Here is a 17,992-nt window from a genome sequence, read left to right as displayed (position 1 = left end):
ACGGCCATCCCGAGGTCACCGGATGCCCGGCCAGCGTCCGGGCGGACTTGTCATGCACCATCAACCGCTGCGGCGAACACACCGCCTCCGGCCGGGGCCAGTTCGACACGTCCCCGGCGAACCACACCAGCCTCTCCCGGCCCGCGGGCACGGCCGCCAGCAGCAGTCTCCGCAGCCGGGACTCGTCGATCCGGCCCGCGGTCAGCGCGGCATACACGCTGCCGTGACCGCGGCGGAACTCCGGTTCCAGCGACAGTCCCGGCAGTGATCCCACCCGCCCGGGCGCGGACGCCACCGCATCAGCCAGCTCGAACATGGCATCAGCCCGCCGGGTCAGGCACCGGCGCAACTGTTCCCGGAACCTGGCCAGCGACCCCGCCGCGTCCTGCTCGTGCCTGTCGGTCACACTGATCACGCAGCCCTTGGTTTGGATCTTCTTCCCTAGACAAGAAGAAGGATCGACCAAGGGCTGCACCCATGATCAACCAGGGCCACCTCCAACGACCCCGACGTTAAAACTCAAGGACTCATTCATGTCGTCTGACGACATGAATGAGTCATTCACGTCATCCCGCGCCGAGGCAGACGAACGGGCGCCGGAACGGGTCCACCGCGATCGCGTCCGCCAGCGCCAGCGCGGGGCTCTCCCTCTCCGCCAACGCCCGGTAGTAGTCGTCCATCGCCGCCGCCGACGCCAGATCTCCGACGCGGGACAGCGGCGCGATCACCGTCCGCGAGCCGCTGGCCAGCAACGCGCTGGCGAACCCCAGCGCTTCGTCGCCGGGCCGGATCCGGTTCAGCGCCAGTTCGCACGCGGCGAAGACGACCTGTCGCGGCGGCTGCCGCAGCCCGGCCATCTCGTGCCCGAACAAGGCACCGTCGGCGAGTTCGAGGCGGGAGAACAGCGCGTTCTCCGGCTCGTGCGCCCCGTGCGCGGCGAAGTGCGCGAGCTTCGCGCCGTCCATCGCGCGCAGCACGGACTTCACCGTGGCCTTGGCGCCGGTCATGGTCGTCGCGGTGCGGTAGTGCGTGGTCAGCTTCTCGAGCTCACCGCGCGCCCCGGCCAGCCCCGGCCCGCGGACGAGCACGATCTTCCGCGCCCGGGTCAGCTTGGTGAGCTCGGCGGCGAGCCAGGCGGTCGCCGAGGGCGCGACGACGGTCGGCCGCCCCCGCAGCCCCGGCAGCACGCCCCACGGCACGGCGTAGAGCGGCCCGGTCGGGACGATCACCAGTTCCCGCTCGCCGAACAGCTCGGCGAGGGGCTGGATGAGCTGCGCGTCGAGCTTGTCGGCCTGCTTGCGCGCGGACGCCATGACGACCTCGGCCAGCCGCTCGGGCAGGTTGTCCGGCGCGAGCGCGTCGAGGTCGACGTTGAGCACCCGCGCGGACTCGGCGGCGGCCCCGGCCGACCCGAGCCGCACGAGCCGGCACTCGCCCCCGGCCACGACCACGGCGACGAGCTCGTCCCCGGAGGCGGCGAAGCTGACCATGGCCCGCTCCCCGAGCCGCGCGACGACCTCCCCGAGCCCGGCCACCGGCCGCGGCCGTCCCCACCGCCCGGTGTGCCACCCGAGCCGCTGAGCTTCGCGAAGCCGTTCGTTGTACTTGGCCCGCAGCCCGGCGATCGGGTGCCCGTCGTGCTGCGCCTCCTGGATCGCCTGCCCGAGCCCCCGCACCTCGGCCACGCTCGCGGCCAGCTCGGGATCGGTCCCGGCGGAGAGCGGTTCGTACCGGTAGGTCTGCGCGCGCGTGCGTTCGAGCCAGACGAACAGGCGCCGCGCGTCATTGCGTTCGAGCACCAGCTTCACGGCGAGATCGGCGAGCTCTTGGCCGTGCAACGCGGTCCCGGAGACGAGGTCGAGCCCGCCCATCCGATCGCGCACGGCGTCGAGCTCGGTGAGCCCGGACCGGATTTCGGTGAGCGCCTTCGCCCGGCTCCCCTGCGCGACGGCCAGCTCGGCCCGGCAGAGGCGGCGCAGCATCCGGTAGTCGATGGGGGTGAGCTGCCCGGGGCGCGGGACGGCCCGCAGGGTCTCGGCGGCGCGTTTGAGGTTCCCCCGCCGGATGTCGAGCCGCACGGCGAGCATCCGCGCGGTGGCGGCCTGCTCGGAGAGGCGGGGAAGCTCCATCTTCGCCGCGATCCGGATCGCCCGGGTCGGCAAGGCGACCGGGACCTCGCCGGAGCGCAAGGCTTCGCGCGCGTCCGCTTGGAGACCGATGATCACCGCGTTGGCGACGCAGGTCTGGCAGCCGGCCCGCCGCATCCCCCGCCGCGCGGCCGCCGCCATCTCGCGCGCGAGCTCCAGTTCGTCGTTCATCAGCGCGGCCGACGCCCGGTGGAGTTCGACCCTGGCTTGTTCGCGGGCGACGCTGGGTTGCCCGCTCGTGTCGGCCAAGACCTCGTCGAGGTGCCTGCCCGCCTCGTCGGCCAGACCCGCGGCCAGGAGCGCCTGGGCCTGCTCGATCCGCAGCAACGCGGGCACTTCCATGTCGAGCGCCTGGTAGGTGCGGTCCGTCTCTTCGTAGTAGCGGAGGGCTTCGGGAACGTCCCCGGTCCGCAGCGCGAGCGTGCCCAGGTTGCGCCGCACGTCGGCGGCCATCGCCCGCAGCTCGTACTTCTCGGCGAGCTCCAGGGACCGGCTCAGATCGGCCCTGGCCTGCTGGACGTTCCCCAGCCTCGTGTGCGCCCAGCCACGGGAGGACAGGCTGCGCACCAGCGAGTCCATCCGCGAATCCGGATCGGCGTCGTGCGCCATCCGGTATTCCTTGTCTTCGATGGAGGCGTCGAAGTAGCCGAGGCTCTCGTCGTTGCGGCCGACGGTCATCAGCTTCGCCGCGTAGTTGTAGTTGAGGGCGCCGCTCAGCTCCGCGCGGAGAACCGGATCTTCGACCGCGTTGACCAGCATCCGCACGTCGTCCAGTCCGGCGAGCCCCGCCGCGACGTCCCCGCTGATCTCTGAGGACATGGCGATCAGCGTGCTCGACAGCCGGATGCGGACGACCAGCCAGTTCGTCCGGATGTCGTCGGGCACCGGGTGGATCGAGTCCAGCAGCCCCATCCCGCGCCGCAGCAACCGGACACCCTCGTGGTATCGCGCCAAACACGAAGCATCGGCGGCGGCTCGCTGGAGCTCGCGGACCCGGTCGATGACTTCCGACGGGTCCAGGTTCGTCAAAGGCACTCCACCATGACAGCACAAGCGGTGACGAAAGACGCCCGCCTACCCTGTGAAGATCGGCAGGCGGGCGGTTACGAATCGGTCAAGTCAGCGCGCGACCTCGTAGCACGGGGCACCGCAGTTCGGAGTCACGATCGGTCCGTCCTTCGGCTTCTCCCAGACGTGGTCGATGTGCACCCAGCCGTGCTCGTCGGGCTCCGGGTGCGGGACCACCGGGCCGGCCTTCTCGATCGGTTCCGGCGTCTCTTCGGGCTTCGTGTCCGTGGGCGTCGACATGGTCGATCTCCTCTCCCCTGGGGATCTGCATGGGGACGCTGGCCGTGACGGTGTGTCCCCCTCGCGAGGCCCTCTCCCCGCGAACGGCCCAATAGTTCCACAACGGAGCAATGATCGGGAGGGTTTTCGCTACGGAAAGTCAGCTCCACCGCTGTGATCAGGGTAGACGCTCCCGGCGGACCGTCCTAAAGAGTGAAGTCTGTAACGACGTCCACACCGGACGTGCATCGACCCGGGCCCCGCGGGTACCACCCGATCATGAAACTGACCTCCACCGTGCTCGGCGCGCCGGAGCCGCGCGCGCTCGCGGCGTTCTACTCGGAGCTGCTCGGCTGGCCGATCCGGACCGATGAACCGGAGTGGGTGACGCTGCGCCCGGAGGACGGGAGCGCCGGCCTGTCGTTCCAGCTCGAAACCGGGCACGTCCCGCCCGCCTGGCCGCCCGCCGACGGCGCCCAGCAGATGCAGCTGCACCTCGACGTCGAAGTGGACGATCTCGACGAAGCCACCAAGACCGCGGTCGCCGCCGGAGCCGTCGTCGCGGACTTCCAGCCGCAGGACGACGTGCGGGTCTGCTTCGACCCCGCCGGGCATCCGTTCTGCCTCTGGACGAGGTGACGCCCCGCGTTCGGCCGGTCACAGGATCCGCTATGTTCGGCTGAGGTCGGCGTCGCGGCGAACGGAGTTGAGTCCTGTGGGGGTGCACCGGATCTGGCACCACGGCCTGGTCCCCACCGAAGGCAAACGCCCCCTCGACGCCTTGCGCAGCAGGCTGATCAGCCGCCAGCGGCAGCACGACGACTACAGCGTCACCGATCTCGGCTCGTCCGACGACGGCGGCTCGCGCCGGTGCGACCTCGAATTCGCTTACGGCGACGGGGAAGGCCGCTACTCCGTTCAGGTATTCCTCTCGCTTTGCTACCGCGCGGGCGAGGATCGGGTGACGTGGCTGCTGGCCGCGGCGTGCACGCGGCCGTGGCGCAGCTGCCACGTCGCGCCCGCGCACCGGATCGGGCTGGAGGAGCTGGGCGCCAGCGGGCACGACGAAATCCCGATCGAAACGCCGGTGCTGGCCATGCGCGGCTGGTCCCGCGAGGAGTGCGACCACCTCGCCGACCTGCTGGGCGAAGCGCTGGTGGCACCGTGGCGGACGTCGGCGGTGCTGGTGCTCGCCGAGCCGCCGACCGTGCCCGTCTCGGGCTGGCCGGGGCTGGTCAACGTCTTCGACGTCGACGACCGCTTCCGCCGCACGCTCAACCGGAACCTCCCCCTCGGCTGCGCGGTCCCGGCGGGCGCGCGGCTGTACCCGCCGCCGTGCGACCAGCTGCCGGACTTCGTCGAGACGGCCAGCCCGGTGTCCGGCGAAGCGCTCGAAGGCGCGATCACGCAGCTCATCCAGGCGCGCGGCCGGACGCCGCTGCCCGAGGAGTGGGCCGAAGTGGCGAGCGTGCGGGCCTGGTACGCGGCGGATCCGTTCGTCGCGCCGGACCGGGGGCCGGACGCCGAGCTGACCGGGAAGCTCGGCCGCGCCGAGCGCGAGCTGGCCGAGGCCCGCCGGGTGATCACGATCCTGCGGAAGAAGGCGAAGGCCCACGCCGAAGAGCGCGATCGCCACGCCTGCGAGGTGAAGGCGCTGCGCGGCCGCCTCGAGGACGTCTCCGCGACCGACGTCGTGTGCCTGCGCAAGCAGCTCGCGCAATTGCAGGAGGAGGTGGACGACTACGCGCGCGCGTTCGAGGAAACCGAAGCCGAGCGCGACGAACTCAGGCGCGTCAACGGCTTGCTGGCCGGCCGGCTCGCCCGCCACCACGACGCGGACGACGAAGTGGCCGCCGCCGGCCGGCCGCCGGAGGAGTTCCCGAGCTTCGCCGAGCTGATCGCCGCCGCGACGGCGTCGCTGAAGCACCTCGCGATCACCGCCGACCCGGCACCGGCCGCGATCCTCGACCACCACCCGAAAGCCGCCGCGTGGCGCCGCAAGGCGTGGGACGCGCTCCGGACGCTCGACGCGTACGCGGGCGCGCGCACGTCGTCGCTCGGCGCGGGCCAGGACCCCGGCCCCGAGCTGTCGGACGTGCTCGCGTTCGCCCGCACCGGCCAGCCGGGTTCGCTGATCAGCGCCAACATCATCGCGCTGGCCGAGTCGGACACGGTGACCACGAACGAACGGCTCCGCCAGGCCAGGACGTTCCGCGTCGCGCCCCGCACCAACCCGGCGGGCCGCGACTACTTCGGCGCGCACATCGCCTTGGAGCGCTTCAAAGCGCCGGCCCCGCGCCTGCACTTCCTCGACGACACCGACCGCACCGGCACGGTATACGTCGGGTACCTGGGCGCCCACCTGCCGACGTCGAAGACCAACTGAGCGAGAATCGCGCGCATGACGGAGAAACACCTGGCGTACTGCCGGATCGCGCGCGGCGAGCGGGTGCTGTTCCTCCGCCGCGCGGGCGGCGTGTTCCGCGCGGGCCAGTGGGAACTGCCGGGCGGCACCGCCGAGCCGGGCGAGCCCTTCGAGACGACCGCGGTCCGGGAAGCGGCCGAGGAAACGGGATTGCGCGTCCGGGTCACGGGTGAGCTGGGGCGCGCCGACTGGCCGGACATCGCGGGCCGGGACCTGCGGATCCACGCCGTCGTTTACGCGGCCGAAGAAACCGGCCCGGCCGAGGTCGTGCTCAACCCCGTGGAGCACGACGACTTCGCTTGGCTGACGCGGGCGCAGGCGCGGGAACTGCCGTTGCCGGACCACTTCCGCGAGGTCCTGGATCGGTAGCTCGGCCTCCGCCATAATCGGCCGGTGAGCGGGGATCCGGGTGTGGTGAACGCCGTCGGCGGCGTCGTTTCGGGATCCGTGTTCCAGGCGGGCACGATCACCGGCGACGTGCATTTCCACGACCACCGGCCGGTTTCCGGCGCGACTCCACCGGCCGGCCGCGTGCCCGCCGCGTCCGGGCTCTTCGTGGGCCGCACCGGCGAGCTGGACCGGCTGGAGCGGCTCCTGCGCGAGCCCGGACGGCCGGCGGTCGCGGTAGTGCACGGGATGGGCGGGGTGGGCAAGAGCACGCTGGTGGCGCGGTACGCCCGCCTCCACGCCGAGCGCTACGGCTTCACCTGGTGGATCACGGCCGACACCCCAGCCGCGCTGCAGGCCGGGCTCGCCGACCTCGCGGTGGCCGTCGACCCGGGCACCGCCGGGCTGCCGGTGCGCGAGCGTGTCGAGGTGGCGCTCCGCCGGCTCGCCGGCACCGACGGCTGGCTGCTCGTCCTGGACAACCTGACCACGCCCGCCGACGCCGACGAAGTGCTCACGCGGGTGTCCACCGGCACGATCGTGCTCACCAGCAGGCAGCGCACGGGCTGGCGCGGCACGCCGTCCGTCGCCGTGGACGTCCTCCCGGCCGGCGACGCGGAAGAACTGCTGACGCGCGTCGTCGCCGAGGACTGGCCGGACGCCGACGTCCCCGCCGCCGCGCGGTTGTGCGAGGAGCTGGGCCGGCTCCCGCTCGCGGTGGAGCAGGCCGGCGCATACCTCGCGCAGACGCGCATCACGCCGTCCGCCTACCTCGACCTGCTCGCCAGGTACCCCGCGCGGGTGTTCGCCGCGACCGCGGAGGGCGGCGACGCGCAGCGCACCATGGCGCGGGTGTGGCACGTCACCTTCGACCGCCTCGCGGACACCCCGGCGCCGGCCTTGCTGCGCCAGCTGGCCTGGTACGCCCCGGCCGGCATCGCGCGGCGGCTGTTCGACGACGAGGGGCCGGACACCCTCGACGCGCTGGGCAAGCTCCACGCCTTCAGCATGATCAAGCTGTCCGCCGCCGACATCACCGTCCACCGCCTGGTCCAGAGCGTCACGCGCACGCCGGACCCGGCCGATCCCCACCGGCAGCCCGACCTGATCGCGGCCGCGCTCGTCACAGCCAGCGGCAGGCTGGCGCGCCATCTCACCGGGCACAGCTACCGCGATCCGCGATCCTGGCCGCGGTACACGGAGGTGCTGCCGCACGCGCGGGCGCTGCTCGGCTTCGCCCCACCGGAGACCGACTCCGCCGGCACCCTCCGGCTCCTGAACGACGCCGGGAGCTTCCTGCGCGACCAAGGCGACTACGCGGGCGCCATCGAACTCCTGGAACGCTGCGTGCGCGGCAGCGGCCGGGTGCTCGGCGACCAGGACAGGTCGACGCTGGCGGCGCGCAGCAACCTGGCCGGCGCGTACCGCGAGACCGGCAGGCTGGACCGCGCCATCCCGATGTTCGAAGCGGTCCTCGCCGACGGCGAGCGCGTGCTCGGGCCGGACCACCCCGATCTACTGGCCGTGCGCAGCAACCTGGCGATCGCCTGCACGGCGACCGGAAACCTGCGGAAAGCCGTGCCGCTTTCGGAAGCCGCCGCCGCCCGGTGCGAGCAGGTGCTCGGCCTCGACCACCCGCACACGATCACGTGCCGCAGCAGCCTCGCCGCCTGTTACGAGTCGGCAGGCGATCTCGCGCGCGCCATCGCGCTCTACGAGGCCACGCTCGAGCAACGAGTCCGGATCTTGGGTCCCGAGCACCGCGACACCTTGCGGTCCCGCGCCAAGCTCGCGTCCGCACAGGCCGCCACCGGCAACCCGGCCCGCGCCGCCGAACTGCACCGGACGACGATCGCCGCCCTGGCGCGGACGCTGGGCGAGGACCACCCGCAGACCCTCGCCGCCCGCGACGAGCTCGCCGACTTCCAGCGCTCGATGGGCAAGCTCGCGGAAGCGATCGCGAGCTACGAGGCGACGCTCGAAGTCCGCACCCGGACAGCCGGGCCCGTGCACCCCGAGACGCTCACCACCCGGATGCAGCTCGCCGCGGCCACCGTGTCGGCGGGCCGGACGGGGGACGGGCTCGCCGAGCACCGGAAGATCGTCGCGGACTGCGAACGGGCGCTGGGCGGCGACCACCCGACGACGGTGAACGGCCGCGCGGTGCTGGCCGCCGCCCTGCGCCGGTCCGGCGACCTCACGGGCGCCGTCAGCGAGTACCGGCGGCTGCTGCCCGACGCCGAACGGATCCTCGGCCCGGACCACCCGAGCACGCTCGTGTGCCGCACGAACCTCGCGCACGCACTGGCGGACGCGGGAGACCTCACGAACGCGATCACGTTGCTGGACGCCACCGCGGCCGGCTTCGAGCGGGTGCTGGGACCCGCCCACCCGTCGACCTTGAGTGCCCGAAGCCAGCTCGCGTCGGCCTGGCTCACCGCCGGCGAGGTGGCGAAAGCGCTCGCCCTCAGCCAAGACGTCCGCGCCGACGCGGTCCGGGTGCTCGGCGACGACCACCCGGACGCGATCGGGTACCTCAGCGAACTCGCCGCCGCTCGGGAGCGGTCCGGTGACGTCGCCGGCGCGCTCCGGGACCACCGGGCCGCGCTCGCGGACGCGGAGCGCGTCCTCGGCGCGGACCACCCCCACACACTCACCCTGCGCAACAACGTCGCGAACGCCCACGAATCGGCCGGCGACGTGGCCAAGGCCATCCCGTTGCACGAGGCCCTCCTGGCCGACCGGATCCGCTTGCGGGGAAACGAAAACCCGGACACCATGAGCACGAGGAGCAACCTCGCCAACGCCTACCTGACCGCCGGCCGCGTCGGCGAAGCCGCGGCGATGGCCGAGGCGGTGACCGCCGACCTGACCCGGCTCCTGGGTCCCGACCACCCCGACACTCTCGTCGCCCGCAACACCCTCGCCCGGACCTGTCTGCGGGGCGGCGACCCCGCCCGGGCGTCACAGCTGCTGACCGGCGTCCTCGCGGATCGACGGCGCACCCTGGGCGACGAGCACCCCGACACCCTCGTGTCCCTTGCGGACCTGGGCTCGGCCCGGCTGTCCGAAGGCGACACCGCCAACGCACTCACCCTGCTTCGGCGCGCGCGGGACGGCTTCGAGAAGATGCTGGGGCCCGCCGACCCGCAGTTGAGAGCGCTGCGGGACCGCATCGACCGGCTCACGGGCGAAGGGAGCTGAAACCGTTGGCCCGACTGCACGTCGGCTGTGCGATGTGGACCCACAAGGCGTGGCCCGGCCGGTTCCTGCCGCCGGCTCTGCCGCCCAAGGAGCGCCTGCGCGCCTACGCGGGCTGGTGCAACGCGGTCGAAGGCAACACGACGTTCTACGCGACCCCGGCCCGCGCGACGGTCGGGACGTGGGCCGAGCAGACCGGCCCCGGCTTCCGGTTCGTGGTCAAGCTCCCGAAGGTCGTCACGCACGAGCGCCGCTTCCTCGGCGTCGAGGCGGAGATGCGCGCGTTCCTGGACGCGATCGAGCCCCTCGGCGACCGCGCGGTCCTGTGGACCCAGCTCCCCGGCTCGTTCGCCCCCACCGACGTCGACGCCCTCGCCCGCTTCCTGCGCCGTCTTCCAGCCGGCCTCCGCCGGGCGGTGGAGGTGCGTCACCCGTCGTTCTTCACCGACGCCGCATCGACGTCGTTGCTGGAGGGAACCCTGGCGGGTGCGGACGCGGAGTGGGTTCCGTTCGACACCACGGTGTTCTTCCAGAGCCCGCCGATCAGTGCGGCGGAACAGGAGGCGTGGGCGAAGAAACCCCGGCTGCCACGGCGCACCCGGGCGTTGACGGACCAGCCGATCGTCCGGTACCTGGGCCGCGATTCCGTCGAGGAGACGGTGTCGGGGTGGACGCCTTGGGTCGAGGCGGCCGCCGCTTGGCTGCGCGAGGGCCGGTCACCGACGGTTTTCGTGCACACGCCGGACAACGACGAGGCTCCGGCGCTGGCCCGTCGTTTCCACGAGGAGGTGCGAGCGCTCGTGCCGGACCTGGAGGCACTGCCCGAGCCGGAGCCGATCGAGCCGGCGACGCTGTTCTGAGCTCAGCCCAGCACCGTGCCCGAGTTCGCGGTGTTTCGCTTGCGCTTGCGGGAAAACGCACCCAGGTCGATCTCCAGGCCGGTGCGCGGGGCCCGGAACCGGACGGGCGCCGCGTCGTGGTCGGCGCCGTTCTCCACCTGGTCGATCAGCTCCGTCATCAGCTGCCCGACGACCGGCGCGTTCTTGAACTGGTTGCCGCTCGTCCCGATCGCGACGTAGAAGCCGTCGAGGTCGGTGCGGTCGTAGATCGGGGTCCAATCGTCGGCGACGTCGTAGACGCCGACCACGCCGCGCGCCCGGTTGGGCACCGCCAGGCCGGGCAACCGCCGCGCGGCCCGCGTCACCTGAGCCTCGAAGACCGCGGCCGTCGGGTGGATGTCGACGGCGTCCGGGTCGTCGGTCCACTGCATCGGATCACACTCCGGTTCCGTGCCGCCGACGAGCAGACCTCCTGCCTCACCGCGGAAGTAGGTGCCCAGGTCCATGTCCGCCACCACCGGCCCGCGATAGCCCTCCCGGACCGGCACGTGCGCCACTTCCTGCCGCATCGGGCGCACCCCGACCGTGAAGCCGGAACCCACGCCGACCAGCCGGTTCACCGCGCCCGACCACGGACCGGCCGCGTTGACCACGACAGCGCAGGGAATCCGGGTGCCGTCGGACAATCCCACCGACGTCACGCGCCCGCCGGTCTGCTCCACCGCGGTCACCGTGCTGCGGAAGCGGAACTCCGCCCCGCACGCCGAAGCCGCGGCGGCGAGGTTCACGGCGGCGAGGCCCGGGTCCGAGACGTAACCGGCATCCGGGGTGTAGACGCCACCGAGCGAGTCTTTCGCGTCCTCCCAGAATTCCTCGTCGTCAAGCCGCTTCGGCGGCCAATAGCGGCCGGCGTCGATACCCGGGACGCGCTCGGCCAACATCGTGCCGTCCCATTCCTCGTAGGGAACACCGATCTCGTCGAACAACGGAAGCCAGGACGAACGCGGAGCCGCGTCGACGTCCAACATGACCAGCCCGCTCTTGCGGAACACCGCGAGGTCGCCGACGTCGTGCCCGAGGTGGCCGGCCCAGTCGAGCCAGCCGAAGTGCGCCTCCCACGCCATCGCCACCCCGGCGGTGGTGGAGAAGTTGAAGCGGACGACCGCACTCGACGCCGAGGTTGACCCCTGGCCGGCTCCCGCGGCCCGGTCGAGCACGACGACCCGGTGCCCCGCCCGGGCGAGCTCGAGGGCGATCGACGCACCGATCACCCCGGCCCCGATCACGACCACGTCGGCACTCCGGCGTTCACCGGGCACGGCAGGTCCTGAGGTAGCTGAGGAACGAGGCCTGCAGGCCGGTCACGTGCGTCTCGCGCAGCACCGCGCTGGTGACGCCCCGGCCGGTCAGGCGGTGCAGGACGGTGGCCGCGTTCTTCGCGAGGTTCTGGTAGACGGCCAGGTCTCCGAGCAGCTCCCGGTCGTTGACGGTCAAGTGGAGCTTGGCGGCGGGCACGCTGTCACCCAGTTTTTCGAGCATCGCGAAGATCTGGCTGTCTTCACCGACGACACCGGGACTGCCGGCGCCGATGCTCTCGAAGAGCGTGGTGCCGGTGAGCCAGGTGTAGAGGCTGAAGAGCCCGCCGTAGGAGTAGCCGAAGAGACCGTGACCGCTCGCGGCCGTGCCGTAGTCGCGCTCGATCCGCGGGTGCAGTTCGGCGGTGAGGAAGTCCAGGAACGCGTCGGCGTGGGTTTCGCGCAGCTCGGCGAGGTAGGCGTCGGCTTCCTCGCGGGTCATCGCGCCCGTGCGGATTCCCGTCTCGACGGCGTCGACGAACTCCTGGGCGATGGGCTCGCCGGGTGGCACGAGATCCCTGTTGCGCAGCCGGGCCCAGTGCTGCGCGTCCTCGCCCGCGTAGCCGACGCTGACTTGGAGGTAGGGCCGGATCTGCTGCATGGGGTCTTTCTGGGTGACGATGAGCGGAGCCGTCTGGCCCACGGCCCAGTTGCCGTCGAGCACGTACACGACCGGCACTCGTGTCGTGGCGGGGTCGTAGCCCGGCGGCGCGGTGACCCAGACGCCGTAGTCGTGCCCCCTGCCGGAACGCAGCTCAAAGTAGTCGGTGTCGGCGAGGCAGCCCTGCCACATGGTGCTCATCGAAGGTCCTTCACGATTCGGCCGGCCTGCAGAACGAGGACGGCATTGGCGGGATCGGCGAACAGCTCCGGGTCTTCGACCGGGTTTCCGTTCCACAACACGAGGTCTGCCTGCGCGCCGGGAGCGATGACACCGACCTGCCCGGCCAGGCCGAGGATCTCGGCGTTGGTCTTGGTGGCCGCCACGAGAGCGGCCATCGGTGTTTCGAGCTTCGCGCGCAGCCTGAGCTCTTCGCCCCGGCGCTGCTGAGCCGGCCCGATGAGATCGGAGCCCAGCCCGATCCGCACCCCGGCTTCCTTGGCGACGGCGAGCGCCTCGGCCATCCGCTCGCGAACACCCAGCACCCGATCGCGGGTCGACGCGTCGAGGCCCGCACCCGCGGTGTCGTGCAGCAACTGCTCGACGACGGCGAACGTGGGCACGAGGGCGACGTCGTGCGCGGCCATCAGGGTGGCCGTGGGCTCATCCAGGTCGGTGCCGTGCTCGACGCAGCGCGCGCCAGCCTCGACCGCGTTCCGGATGCCGTCGTTGTTGTGGGCGTGCACCGTCACGTAGGTGCCGCGCGCCTCGGCTTCCTGGACGGCGACGGCGATCTCCTCGACGGTGAACTGGGTGTCGGTCAGCCGGTCGTGCGCGCCCACCACGCCGCCGGTCACGCAGAGCTTCAGGAAGGAGGCACCGCGGCGGAAGGCCTCGCGCACGTTGCGCCGCAGCTCGTCCGCGTTGCCGGACATCGTGGACAGGGCGCACAGGCCGGGCAGGTGGTGGCTGTTCCACAGCTCGGTGGGTTCCCACTCGGCGCCGTAGTAGCCGTGCCCGCCGAGCTGGCACTGGACCGGCCCGCACGACAGCACGCGCGGCCCCCTGACCTTGCCCTTCGCGATCGTGGTGACGAGTCCGCCGTCGATCCCGCCGGTGTCCCGGACGGTGGTGAAGCCGGCGTCGAGCGTCGCGCCGGCCGTGGCGAAGATGTCCGCCGCGAGCTCGGCGGCGCTGATCCGGAACGAGAACTGCGGCTGGATCGGGCTCGACAGTCCCAAGTGGACGTGGGCGTCGATCAGGCCGGGCGTCATCGTCAGCCCCGTGGCATCGAGGCGCTCGCCGGAGCCACCGTCCCGGGTGATGCGCCCGTCTTCGATGCCGACGTCGATGTCGACCGGGTCGCGACCCGTTCCGTCGACGACCGTCGCGCCGACCACTTGAAACCGTCCCACGAGTCGTTCCCTCCACTGGCGCATCTCTTTTCCAATGGATAAACTGTGGGAGTGATCCTGTCAAGCACGGAACCCAACGGCGCCGCCCGCGAGCGCCTGCTGGCCCGGCTCCTCGACGCCTTCGGCGAGGACCTTCCCGCACCGGAGGTGTCGCTCCGCGAGATCGCCGCCAGGGCCGAGACCAGCCACGCCCTCCTGCGCTACCACTTCGGATCTCTCCCGGGCGTCCTGGCGGCCATGCTCAAGGAGCAGCGCTCCCGGGACAACGAGGTGCTGCTCGAGGCCGCCAGGGAAGGCACTTTCGACGACCTCGTGACGGCGATCTGGCGGGCGTACACCCGCCCGGAGCAGCTGTCCCGGATCCGCGGCTTCTTCCACGTCGTCGGCCTCGCCGCGTACCGCCCGGAGGACTTCCGCGAGTTCATCGACTCACTCGACGACCTGACCAAGATGCTGGCGTCGCTCGCGGAACGGGAAGGCCTCGACGCCGGGGAAGCATTGACGTTGGCCACGGTCACCGTCGCCGCGATGCGTGGCTTGCTCCTGCAGGAGGTTCTGACGCCGACAACGCGCCCGGCGGACGCGGTCGCCTTGCTGCTGCGCATGAGCAAGGCCCCGCGTTGAGCCCCTGGGCCGCCCGAAAACCCGCGCTCGCCGAGGAGTCAGCCGAGGGCCGCCAGCACGGGAACCACGACCCGCCCGCCCGGGACATCCATCGTGAACTCGGCGTCGGCCAGGAACTCCGGAACCGCACCCCAGTCGTCGAAATAGCGACGGCCGAAGTAGAAGAGGGCCAACGGCTCGGTCACCTCGACCGGACGTTCTTCCCCCACAAAAGAAAGATCCTCCCCGGCCGTACTGATGAACCCCAAGTAGGTATCGGCGACCTGGCCGACCACACCGACAAGGCGGGCCAGGTGCTCGACACCACGTCTTCCGGCGCGGACCACATCGGTGAGCAGGACGTCGTACGCGATCTCGACCATCCCGTCGGACTCCACGGTCACCGCGGCCGAGAAGCCGTCCCGTCCCGCTTCGACCGTCCGGTCGGCCGGCTCGGACACGCCGAACTCCGCGCCGCGCAGGGCTTCCACCAGCTGGGCGAGATCGGCCGGCGCCCCGTCGTACGGCAGGCCGATGTAGTGCACCAGGTCGATCATGTCGGCAGTCCCATCGTGGCTCAGAAGACGGCTTCTTCGTACCGTGCACCGGCTTTGGTGATCGCGTCGAGTATTTCCCGCGGCACCTTGGAAACGGGCTGGGGGAAGACGAACACCACGTCGGCTCCGGGCCAGCCCGCGCGGTGTTTCGCGGCTTGGGCGGCGAACTTCTTCACCTCGGAGTTCAACGCCATCGCCCTGATCCTTTCGAGCGTCTTCAACGTTTTCTCGTTCGCCAGTTCCCTGGCCGTGAACGGCCTGGTGAGCAACCACTTTTCGTAGTCCACGAACTTGACGTCGAAGACCCGGCTGCCACGGGCGATGACGATGTCGACGCCCTTCACCATCCCCCGGCCGGGGACGAAGAACTGTTCGGCGATCATCGTCACGTCCGCGCCCTCGTCCAGCAGGCGCCGGGTGAAGCGCAGCTCTCCGATGGCACCGCGCAGCGTAGTGCTTCCGCTCGCGAGGTCCGCGAGCAGGTTCTCGGCGCCGGGGATGTCGCGGACCCGGTTGAACAGGGGCAGCACCTCGTCCGCGTTCCTGCCGAGCTGCTCGATCGCACGGTCCAGGTACGGCGTGAACCGCGGATCCCGCCGCAGGGAAGCGATGATCCTGCGGGTCGCCGCCGCGAGGTGGCCGAGTGGGTCGTAGTCGGGGTCGACCACTCTGCGGCTGGCGATCAGGTACAGCGCATAGTGGCCCGGGATCGCTCTCGGTTCGGCTTCGAAGCGCTTGATCCAGCGGAACGTCGCCTTGAGCGCGGTGAGCTGGGCGAGCACGACCGGCACCGGCGCGCCCGCCCGCTCGTTCGCCGCGGCGATGCCCTTCGCCGCGAGGAGGGCGGCTGGGAGTTCGGCGGCGTGCTCGAGGAGGTCGTCGCCGCGGCCGGCGGCTCGTTCCTCCGGGCCCGCGATGCCGTAGGACGTCCGCAGGTAAGCCAGGAACTTCTGGAAGATCCATTCGACGCCCGCGGCGATCCGCTTCATCGCCGGGTTTGTGGCCGCGAACTCCCGGACCATCCGCAGGATCCGCGTGACCCGCGGCAGCAGCGACCCCAGCGCCGAAAGCAGTTCGGCGGCACGGGTCGCCGCTCTGGTGAGCAACGCCGCGACGCGCTCGATGACCGGTTTCGCCGCGTAACCGCCCGACGTGAGGACCGTCAGGGTGACTTCGAAGACGATGACGCCCGTGACGTACCCGATGGACTCGCCGAGCTTGCGGTCCGGCTGGCGCAGGAACTTCATGACGCTGTCGAAGACCTGGGACCCGGCCGAGCGGGCGGCGCGGGCGATCTGGTCCATGACGCCGCGGACCAGCTGGATGATGCGCCGCACGTCGATCGGGCCGGCGAAGAACGTCCGCACGGCCGGCCAGATGTCGTTCTTGATGTCGTCCCAGGTGCGCAGGATGGCGGCGACGAGTTCCCGGAGGGCCGGTGGCAGGCCGCGGACGACCGTCTTCACCAGCCACGCGATCGCGTGGCCGACGAGCTTCGCGATGTCCCACAGCAGCACGAACGGTCCGCTGATGCCGTCCCACACGCCCTTGAGCAGGCCGAGGCCGTACCCGACCGTGAAGTCCCAGCTGCCTTCGGTGGCGATCCTGGCGAACCGGTCCGCCAGCTCCTCCAGCTTGCCGAGGCTTTCGGTTTCGAGAGCCCGGTCGACGAAGCCGATCAGCGCCTCCCGGATGACTGTGCCGAGCGGGCCGAGGAGGGTGACGGGCATGAGCTTGAGCGCGCCCTTGACGATGGTGAGCAGGAACCGCAGGATCGGCCGCCGCATGCACGAGGGCAGCGCGCGCCACGCCGCGCCCTCGATGAGCCCCGCGATGCCGAAGGGGTTGGTCACGACGGAGATGACCTTCTTCAGCACGGTGACCAGCAGCGACCCGAGCCGCTTCAGGTGCGTCAGGCCGGTGCCGAGAAGTTCGCTCAGCGGGAACACGTTCCGGTTGACCCAGTCGAGCAGCCCGGCGGCCTGCTGCCCCAGCCAGTCCACGAGTTCCCGCAGGGGCCCGAGGATCGGCGCGGTGAGCTCGCCTGCCAGCCGCTGGAGGTCCTGCCACGCCGTGCCGAGCACGCCGCCCAGCCAGGCCGTCCCTTCCTTGATCTTGCCGGCGACCGTGCCGACGCCGTTGATCAGCGGCGGCAGGATGTCGTCGACCAGCGCCTTGCGCATCCGCACGAGCGCGCCGGGCTCGCGCAGGTTCTCCCACAGCCACCTCGCGCCCTTGACCACGCCGTAGGCCGCCGCGCCCGCCGCGAGGAACGGGCCGGCCGGGGACAGCAGCAGGAACACGCCACCGGCGATCTTCAACGGCGTGGCGATCGGGCCCAGCTTGGCCTTGAGCCAGTCCCACGCCTCCTGCGCGCGGGCCTGGACCCACTGGATGATCCCGTTGCGGCCCTCGGGCCCGTCGCCGATGCCGATGACGTCCTTGAGCCAGTCCCACGCGGCGCCGACGGTGTCGCGGATCGGCTGGGTCTTGTCCCACAGCCACCGCGCGACCTGCTGGATCTTCCCCCAGACCGCCGACCCCGCCCGGCCGAGCAGGTCGGCCACCGGCGCGCCGAGCCGGTCCCACAGCCCGCCGAGGAACTTCCCCGCGCCGCTCGCCAGGTGCTTGAGCTCGCCCAGCGCCCCGGCTTCGGCCGTGTCGATCCCGTCGACGACGTGGGTGATGCGGTCGGCCGCGCCGGACAGCACCACGCAGCTGGTGCTGACGACCTTCGCGACGCCCGTGCGCATCCAGCCGAGCAGCACGCCGAAAACGCGCTTGAGCACGTCGACCGCGCCGCCCAGGGCCCGGACCGGCGCGGTCAGCACGGCGAAGAGCGAGCGCATCGCGTTGGCCAGCTGGTCCCGCAGCCAGTTCCCGACGCCTTGGCGCAGGATCGGGACCAGCTCGGGGGCGAACCGTTCCAGCAGCGACCAGCCCTGGTCGGTGAGGAACCGCCCGACGGCGCCCACCTTGCGGCGGAACCACGCCCCCACACCGGATTCCTCGCGGGTGCCGGCGGGCGGCCCGGCGAGTGACGTGGCGACGGCGGAGTTCCCGACCGTCTCCTGGGCGTCGCCGCCCAGCAGGGCAGCGGCGGAAGCGGTGCCCGAGCCCAGGCTCCGTGCGGTGGCCGCGTTGCCGGCGCCGCTCGTGGGCGCCGGAGCGGTCC

General features: G+C 71.7%; 14 protein-coding genes. 6 read left to right on the top strand and 8 right to left on the bottom strand.

The genetic code is table 11. The features are described 5' to 3' along the window. From G3I65_RS49070 to G3I65_RS49060, 3 genes are all read right to left on the bottom strand, one after another. The coding region (locus G3I65_RS49070; RefSeq protein WP_239071910.1) for a transposase at window positions 1-466 on the bottom strand (466 nt) is incomplete at its 3' end. Window positions 467-566: 100 nt separating this feature from the next. After that, on the bottom strand, window positions 567-3,176 hold the full coding sequence (locus tag G3I65_RS49065; protein ID WP_160702481.1) for a CHAT domain-containing tetratricopeptide repeat protein: 2,610 nt from the start codon (window positions 3,174-3,176) through the stop codon (window positions 567-569). Between the two features lie 90 nt (window positions 3,177-3,266). Further along, on the bottom strand, window positions 3,267-3,455 hold the full coding sequence (locus tag G3I65_RS49060) for a hypothetical protein (protein ID WP_160702480.1): 189 nt from the start codon (window positions 3,453-3,455) through the stop codon (window positions 3,267-3,269). Between the two features lie 258 nt (window positions 3,456-3,713). On the opposite strand from G3I65_RS49060, the gene G3I65_RS49055 reads away from it, so the two are divergent. The 5 genes from G3I65_RS49055 (at window position 3,714) to G3I65_RS49035 (ending at window position 10,307) form a co-directional block, all read left to right on the top strand. Beyond that, window positions 3,714-4,073, top strand: coding sequence for a VOC family protein (locus G3I65_RS49055; RefSeq protein ID WP_160702478.1), 360 nt, complete (start codon window positions 3,714-3,716; stop codon window positions 4,071-4,073). Window positions 4,074-4,149: 76 nt separating this feature from the next. After that, the gene (locus G3I65_RS49050) at window positions 4,150-5,820 is read left to right on the top strand and encodes a hypothetical protein (protein ID WP_160702476.1); all 1,671 of its coding nucleotides are present in this window, start codon (window positions 4,150-4,152) and stop codon (window positions 5,818-5,820) included. A gap of 15 nt (window positions 5,821-5,835) precedes the next feature. Then, window positions 5,836-6,228: an NUDIX hydrolase gene (locus G3I65_RS49045; protein WP_160702474.1), complete on the top strand. Its 393-nt coding sequence runs from the start codon at window positions 5,836-5,838 to the stop codon at window positions 6,226-6,228. A gap of 24 nt (window positions 6,229-6,252) precedes the next feature. Beyond that, window positions 6,253-9,450 carry a tetratricopeptide repeat protein gene (locus G3I65_RS49040; protein ID WP_160702472.1) on the top strand — a complete coding sequence of 1,066 codons (3,198 nt, stop codon included), beginning with the start codon at window positions 6,253-6,255 and terminating at the stop codon, window positions 9,448-9,450. 32 nt (window positions 9,451-9,482) lie between these two features. Beyond that, the gene (locus G3I65_RS49035; protein WP_160702483.1) at window positions 9,483-10,307 is read left to right on the top strand and encodes a DUF72 domain-containing protein; all 825 of its coding nucleotides are present in this window, start codon (window positions 9,483-9,485) and stop codon (window positions 10,305-10,307) included. A gap of 2 nt (window positions 10,308-10,309) precedes the next feature. Here the strand turns inward: G3I65_RS49035 and G3I65_RS49030 are convergent, their stop codons facing one another. The 3 genes from G3I65_RS49030 to G3I65_RS49020 are packed head-to-tail and all read right to left on the bottom strand — an operon-like array spanning window position 10,310 to window position 13,657. Beyond that, window positions 10,310-11,605, bottom strand: a complete 1,296-nt coding sequence (locus G3I65_RS49030; RefSeq protein WP_160702470.1) for an FAD-binding oxidoreductase — start codon at window positions 11,603-11,605, stop codon at window positions 10,310-10,312. Next, window positions 11,595-12,443 carry an alpha/beta hydrolase gene (locus tag G3I65_RS49025; RefSeq protein WP_160702468.1) on the bottom strand — a complete coding sequence of 283 codons (849 nt, stop codon included), beginning with the start codon at window positions 12,441-12,443 and terminating at the stop codon, window positions 11,595-11,597. The genes G3I65_RS49030 and G3I65_RS49025 overlap by 11 nt, the downstream gene beginning before the upstream one ends. After that, window positions 12,440-13,657, bottom strand: a complete 1,218-nt coding sequence (locus G3I65_RS49020; RefSeq protein ID WP_160702466.1) for an amidohydrolase family protein — start codon at window positions 13,655-13,657, stop codon at window positions 12,440-12,442. The genes G3I65_RS49025 and G3I65_RS49020 overlap by 4 nt, the downstream gene beginning before the upstream one ends. 51 nt (window positions 13,658-13,708) lie before the next feature. On the opposite strand from G3I65_RS49020, the gene G3I65_RS49015 reads away from it, so the two are divergent. Further along, window positions 13,709-14,281, top strand: a complete 573-nt coding sequence (locus tag G3I65_RS49015; protein WP_160702464.1) for a TetR/AcrR family transcriptional regulator — start codon at window positions 13,709-13,711, stop codon at window positions 14,279-14,281. 38 nt (window positions 14,282-14,319) lie between these two features. Here the strand turns inward: G3I65_RS49015 and G3I65_RS49010 are convergent, their stop codons facing one another. Together G3I65_RS49010 and G3I65_RS49005 are read right to left on the bottom strand one after the other, a co-directional pair. Continuing rightward, a complete protein-coding gene (locus G3I65_RS49010; protein ID WP_160702462.1) occupies window positions 14,320-14,817 on the bottom strand; it encodes a hypothetical protein in 498 nt (165 codons plus the stop codon). A gap of 20 nt (window positions 14,818-14,837) precedes the next feature. Continuing rightward, window positions 14,838-17,992: hypothetical protein (locus G3I65_RS49005; protein WP_160702460.1), on the bottom strand; the 3,155-nt coding region annotated here is incomplete at its 5' end.

Source organism: Amycolatopsis sp. SID8362, assembly GCF_010550475.1.
Lineage (GTDB): Bacteria > Actinomycetota > Actinomycetes > Mycobacteriales > Pseudonocardiaceae > Amycolatopsis > Amycolatopsis eburnea.
This window is presented reverse-complemented; position numbering and strand designations above follow the sequence as displayed.

Excerpts from the sequence above, each read along its gene's own strand:
- G3I65_RS49060 (WP_160702480.1), bottom strand. The coding sequence starts at position 3,455 with ATGTCGACGCCCACGGACACGAAGCCCGAAGAGACGCCGGAACCGATC.
- G3I65_RS49055 (WP_160702478.1), top strand. The coding sequence starts at position 3,714 with ATGAAACTGACCTCCACCGTGCTCGGCGCGCCGGAGCCGCGCGCGCTC.
- G3I65_RS49045 (WP_160702474.1), top strand. The coding sequence starts at position 5,836 with ATGACGGAGAAACACCTGGCGTACTGCCGGATCGCGCGCGGCGAGCGG.
- G3I65_RS49035 (WP_160702483.1), top strand. The coding sequence starts at position 9,483 with ATGTGGACCCACAAGGCGTGGCCCGGCCGGTTCCTGCCGCCGGCTCTG.
- G3I65_RS49025 (WP_160702468.1), bottom strand. The coding sequence starts at position 12,443 with ATGAGCACCATGTGGCAGGGCTGCCTCGCCGACACCGACTACTTTGAG.
- G3I65_RS49010 (WP_160702462.1), bottom strand. The coding sequence starts at position 14,817 with ATGATCGACCTGGTGCACTACATCGGCCTGCCGTACGACGGGGCGCCG.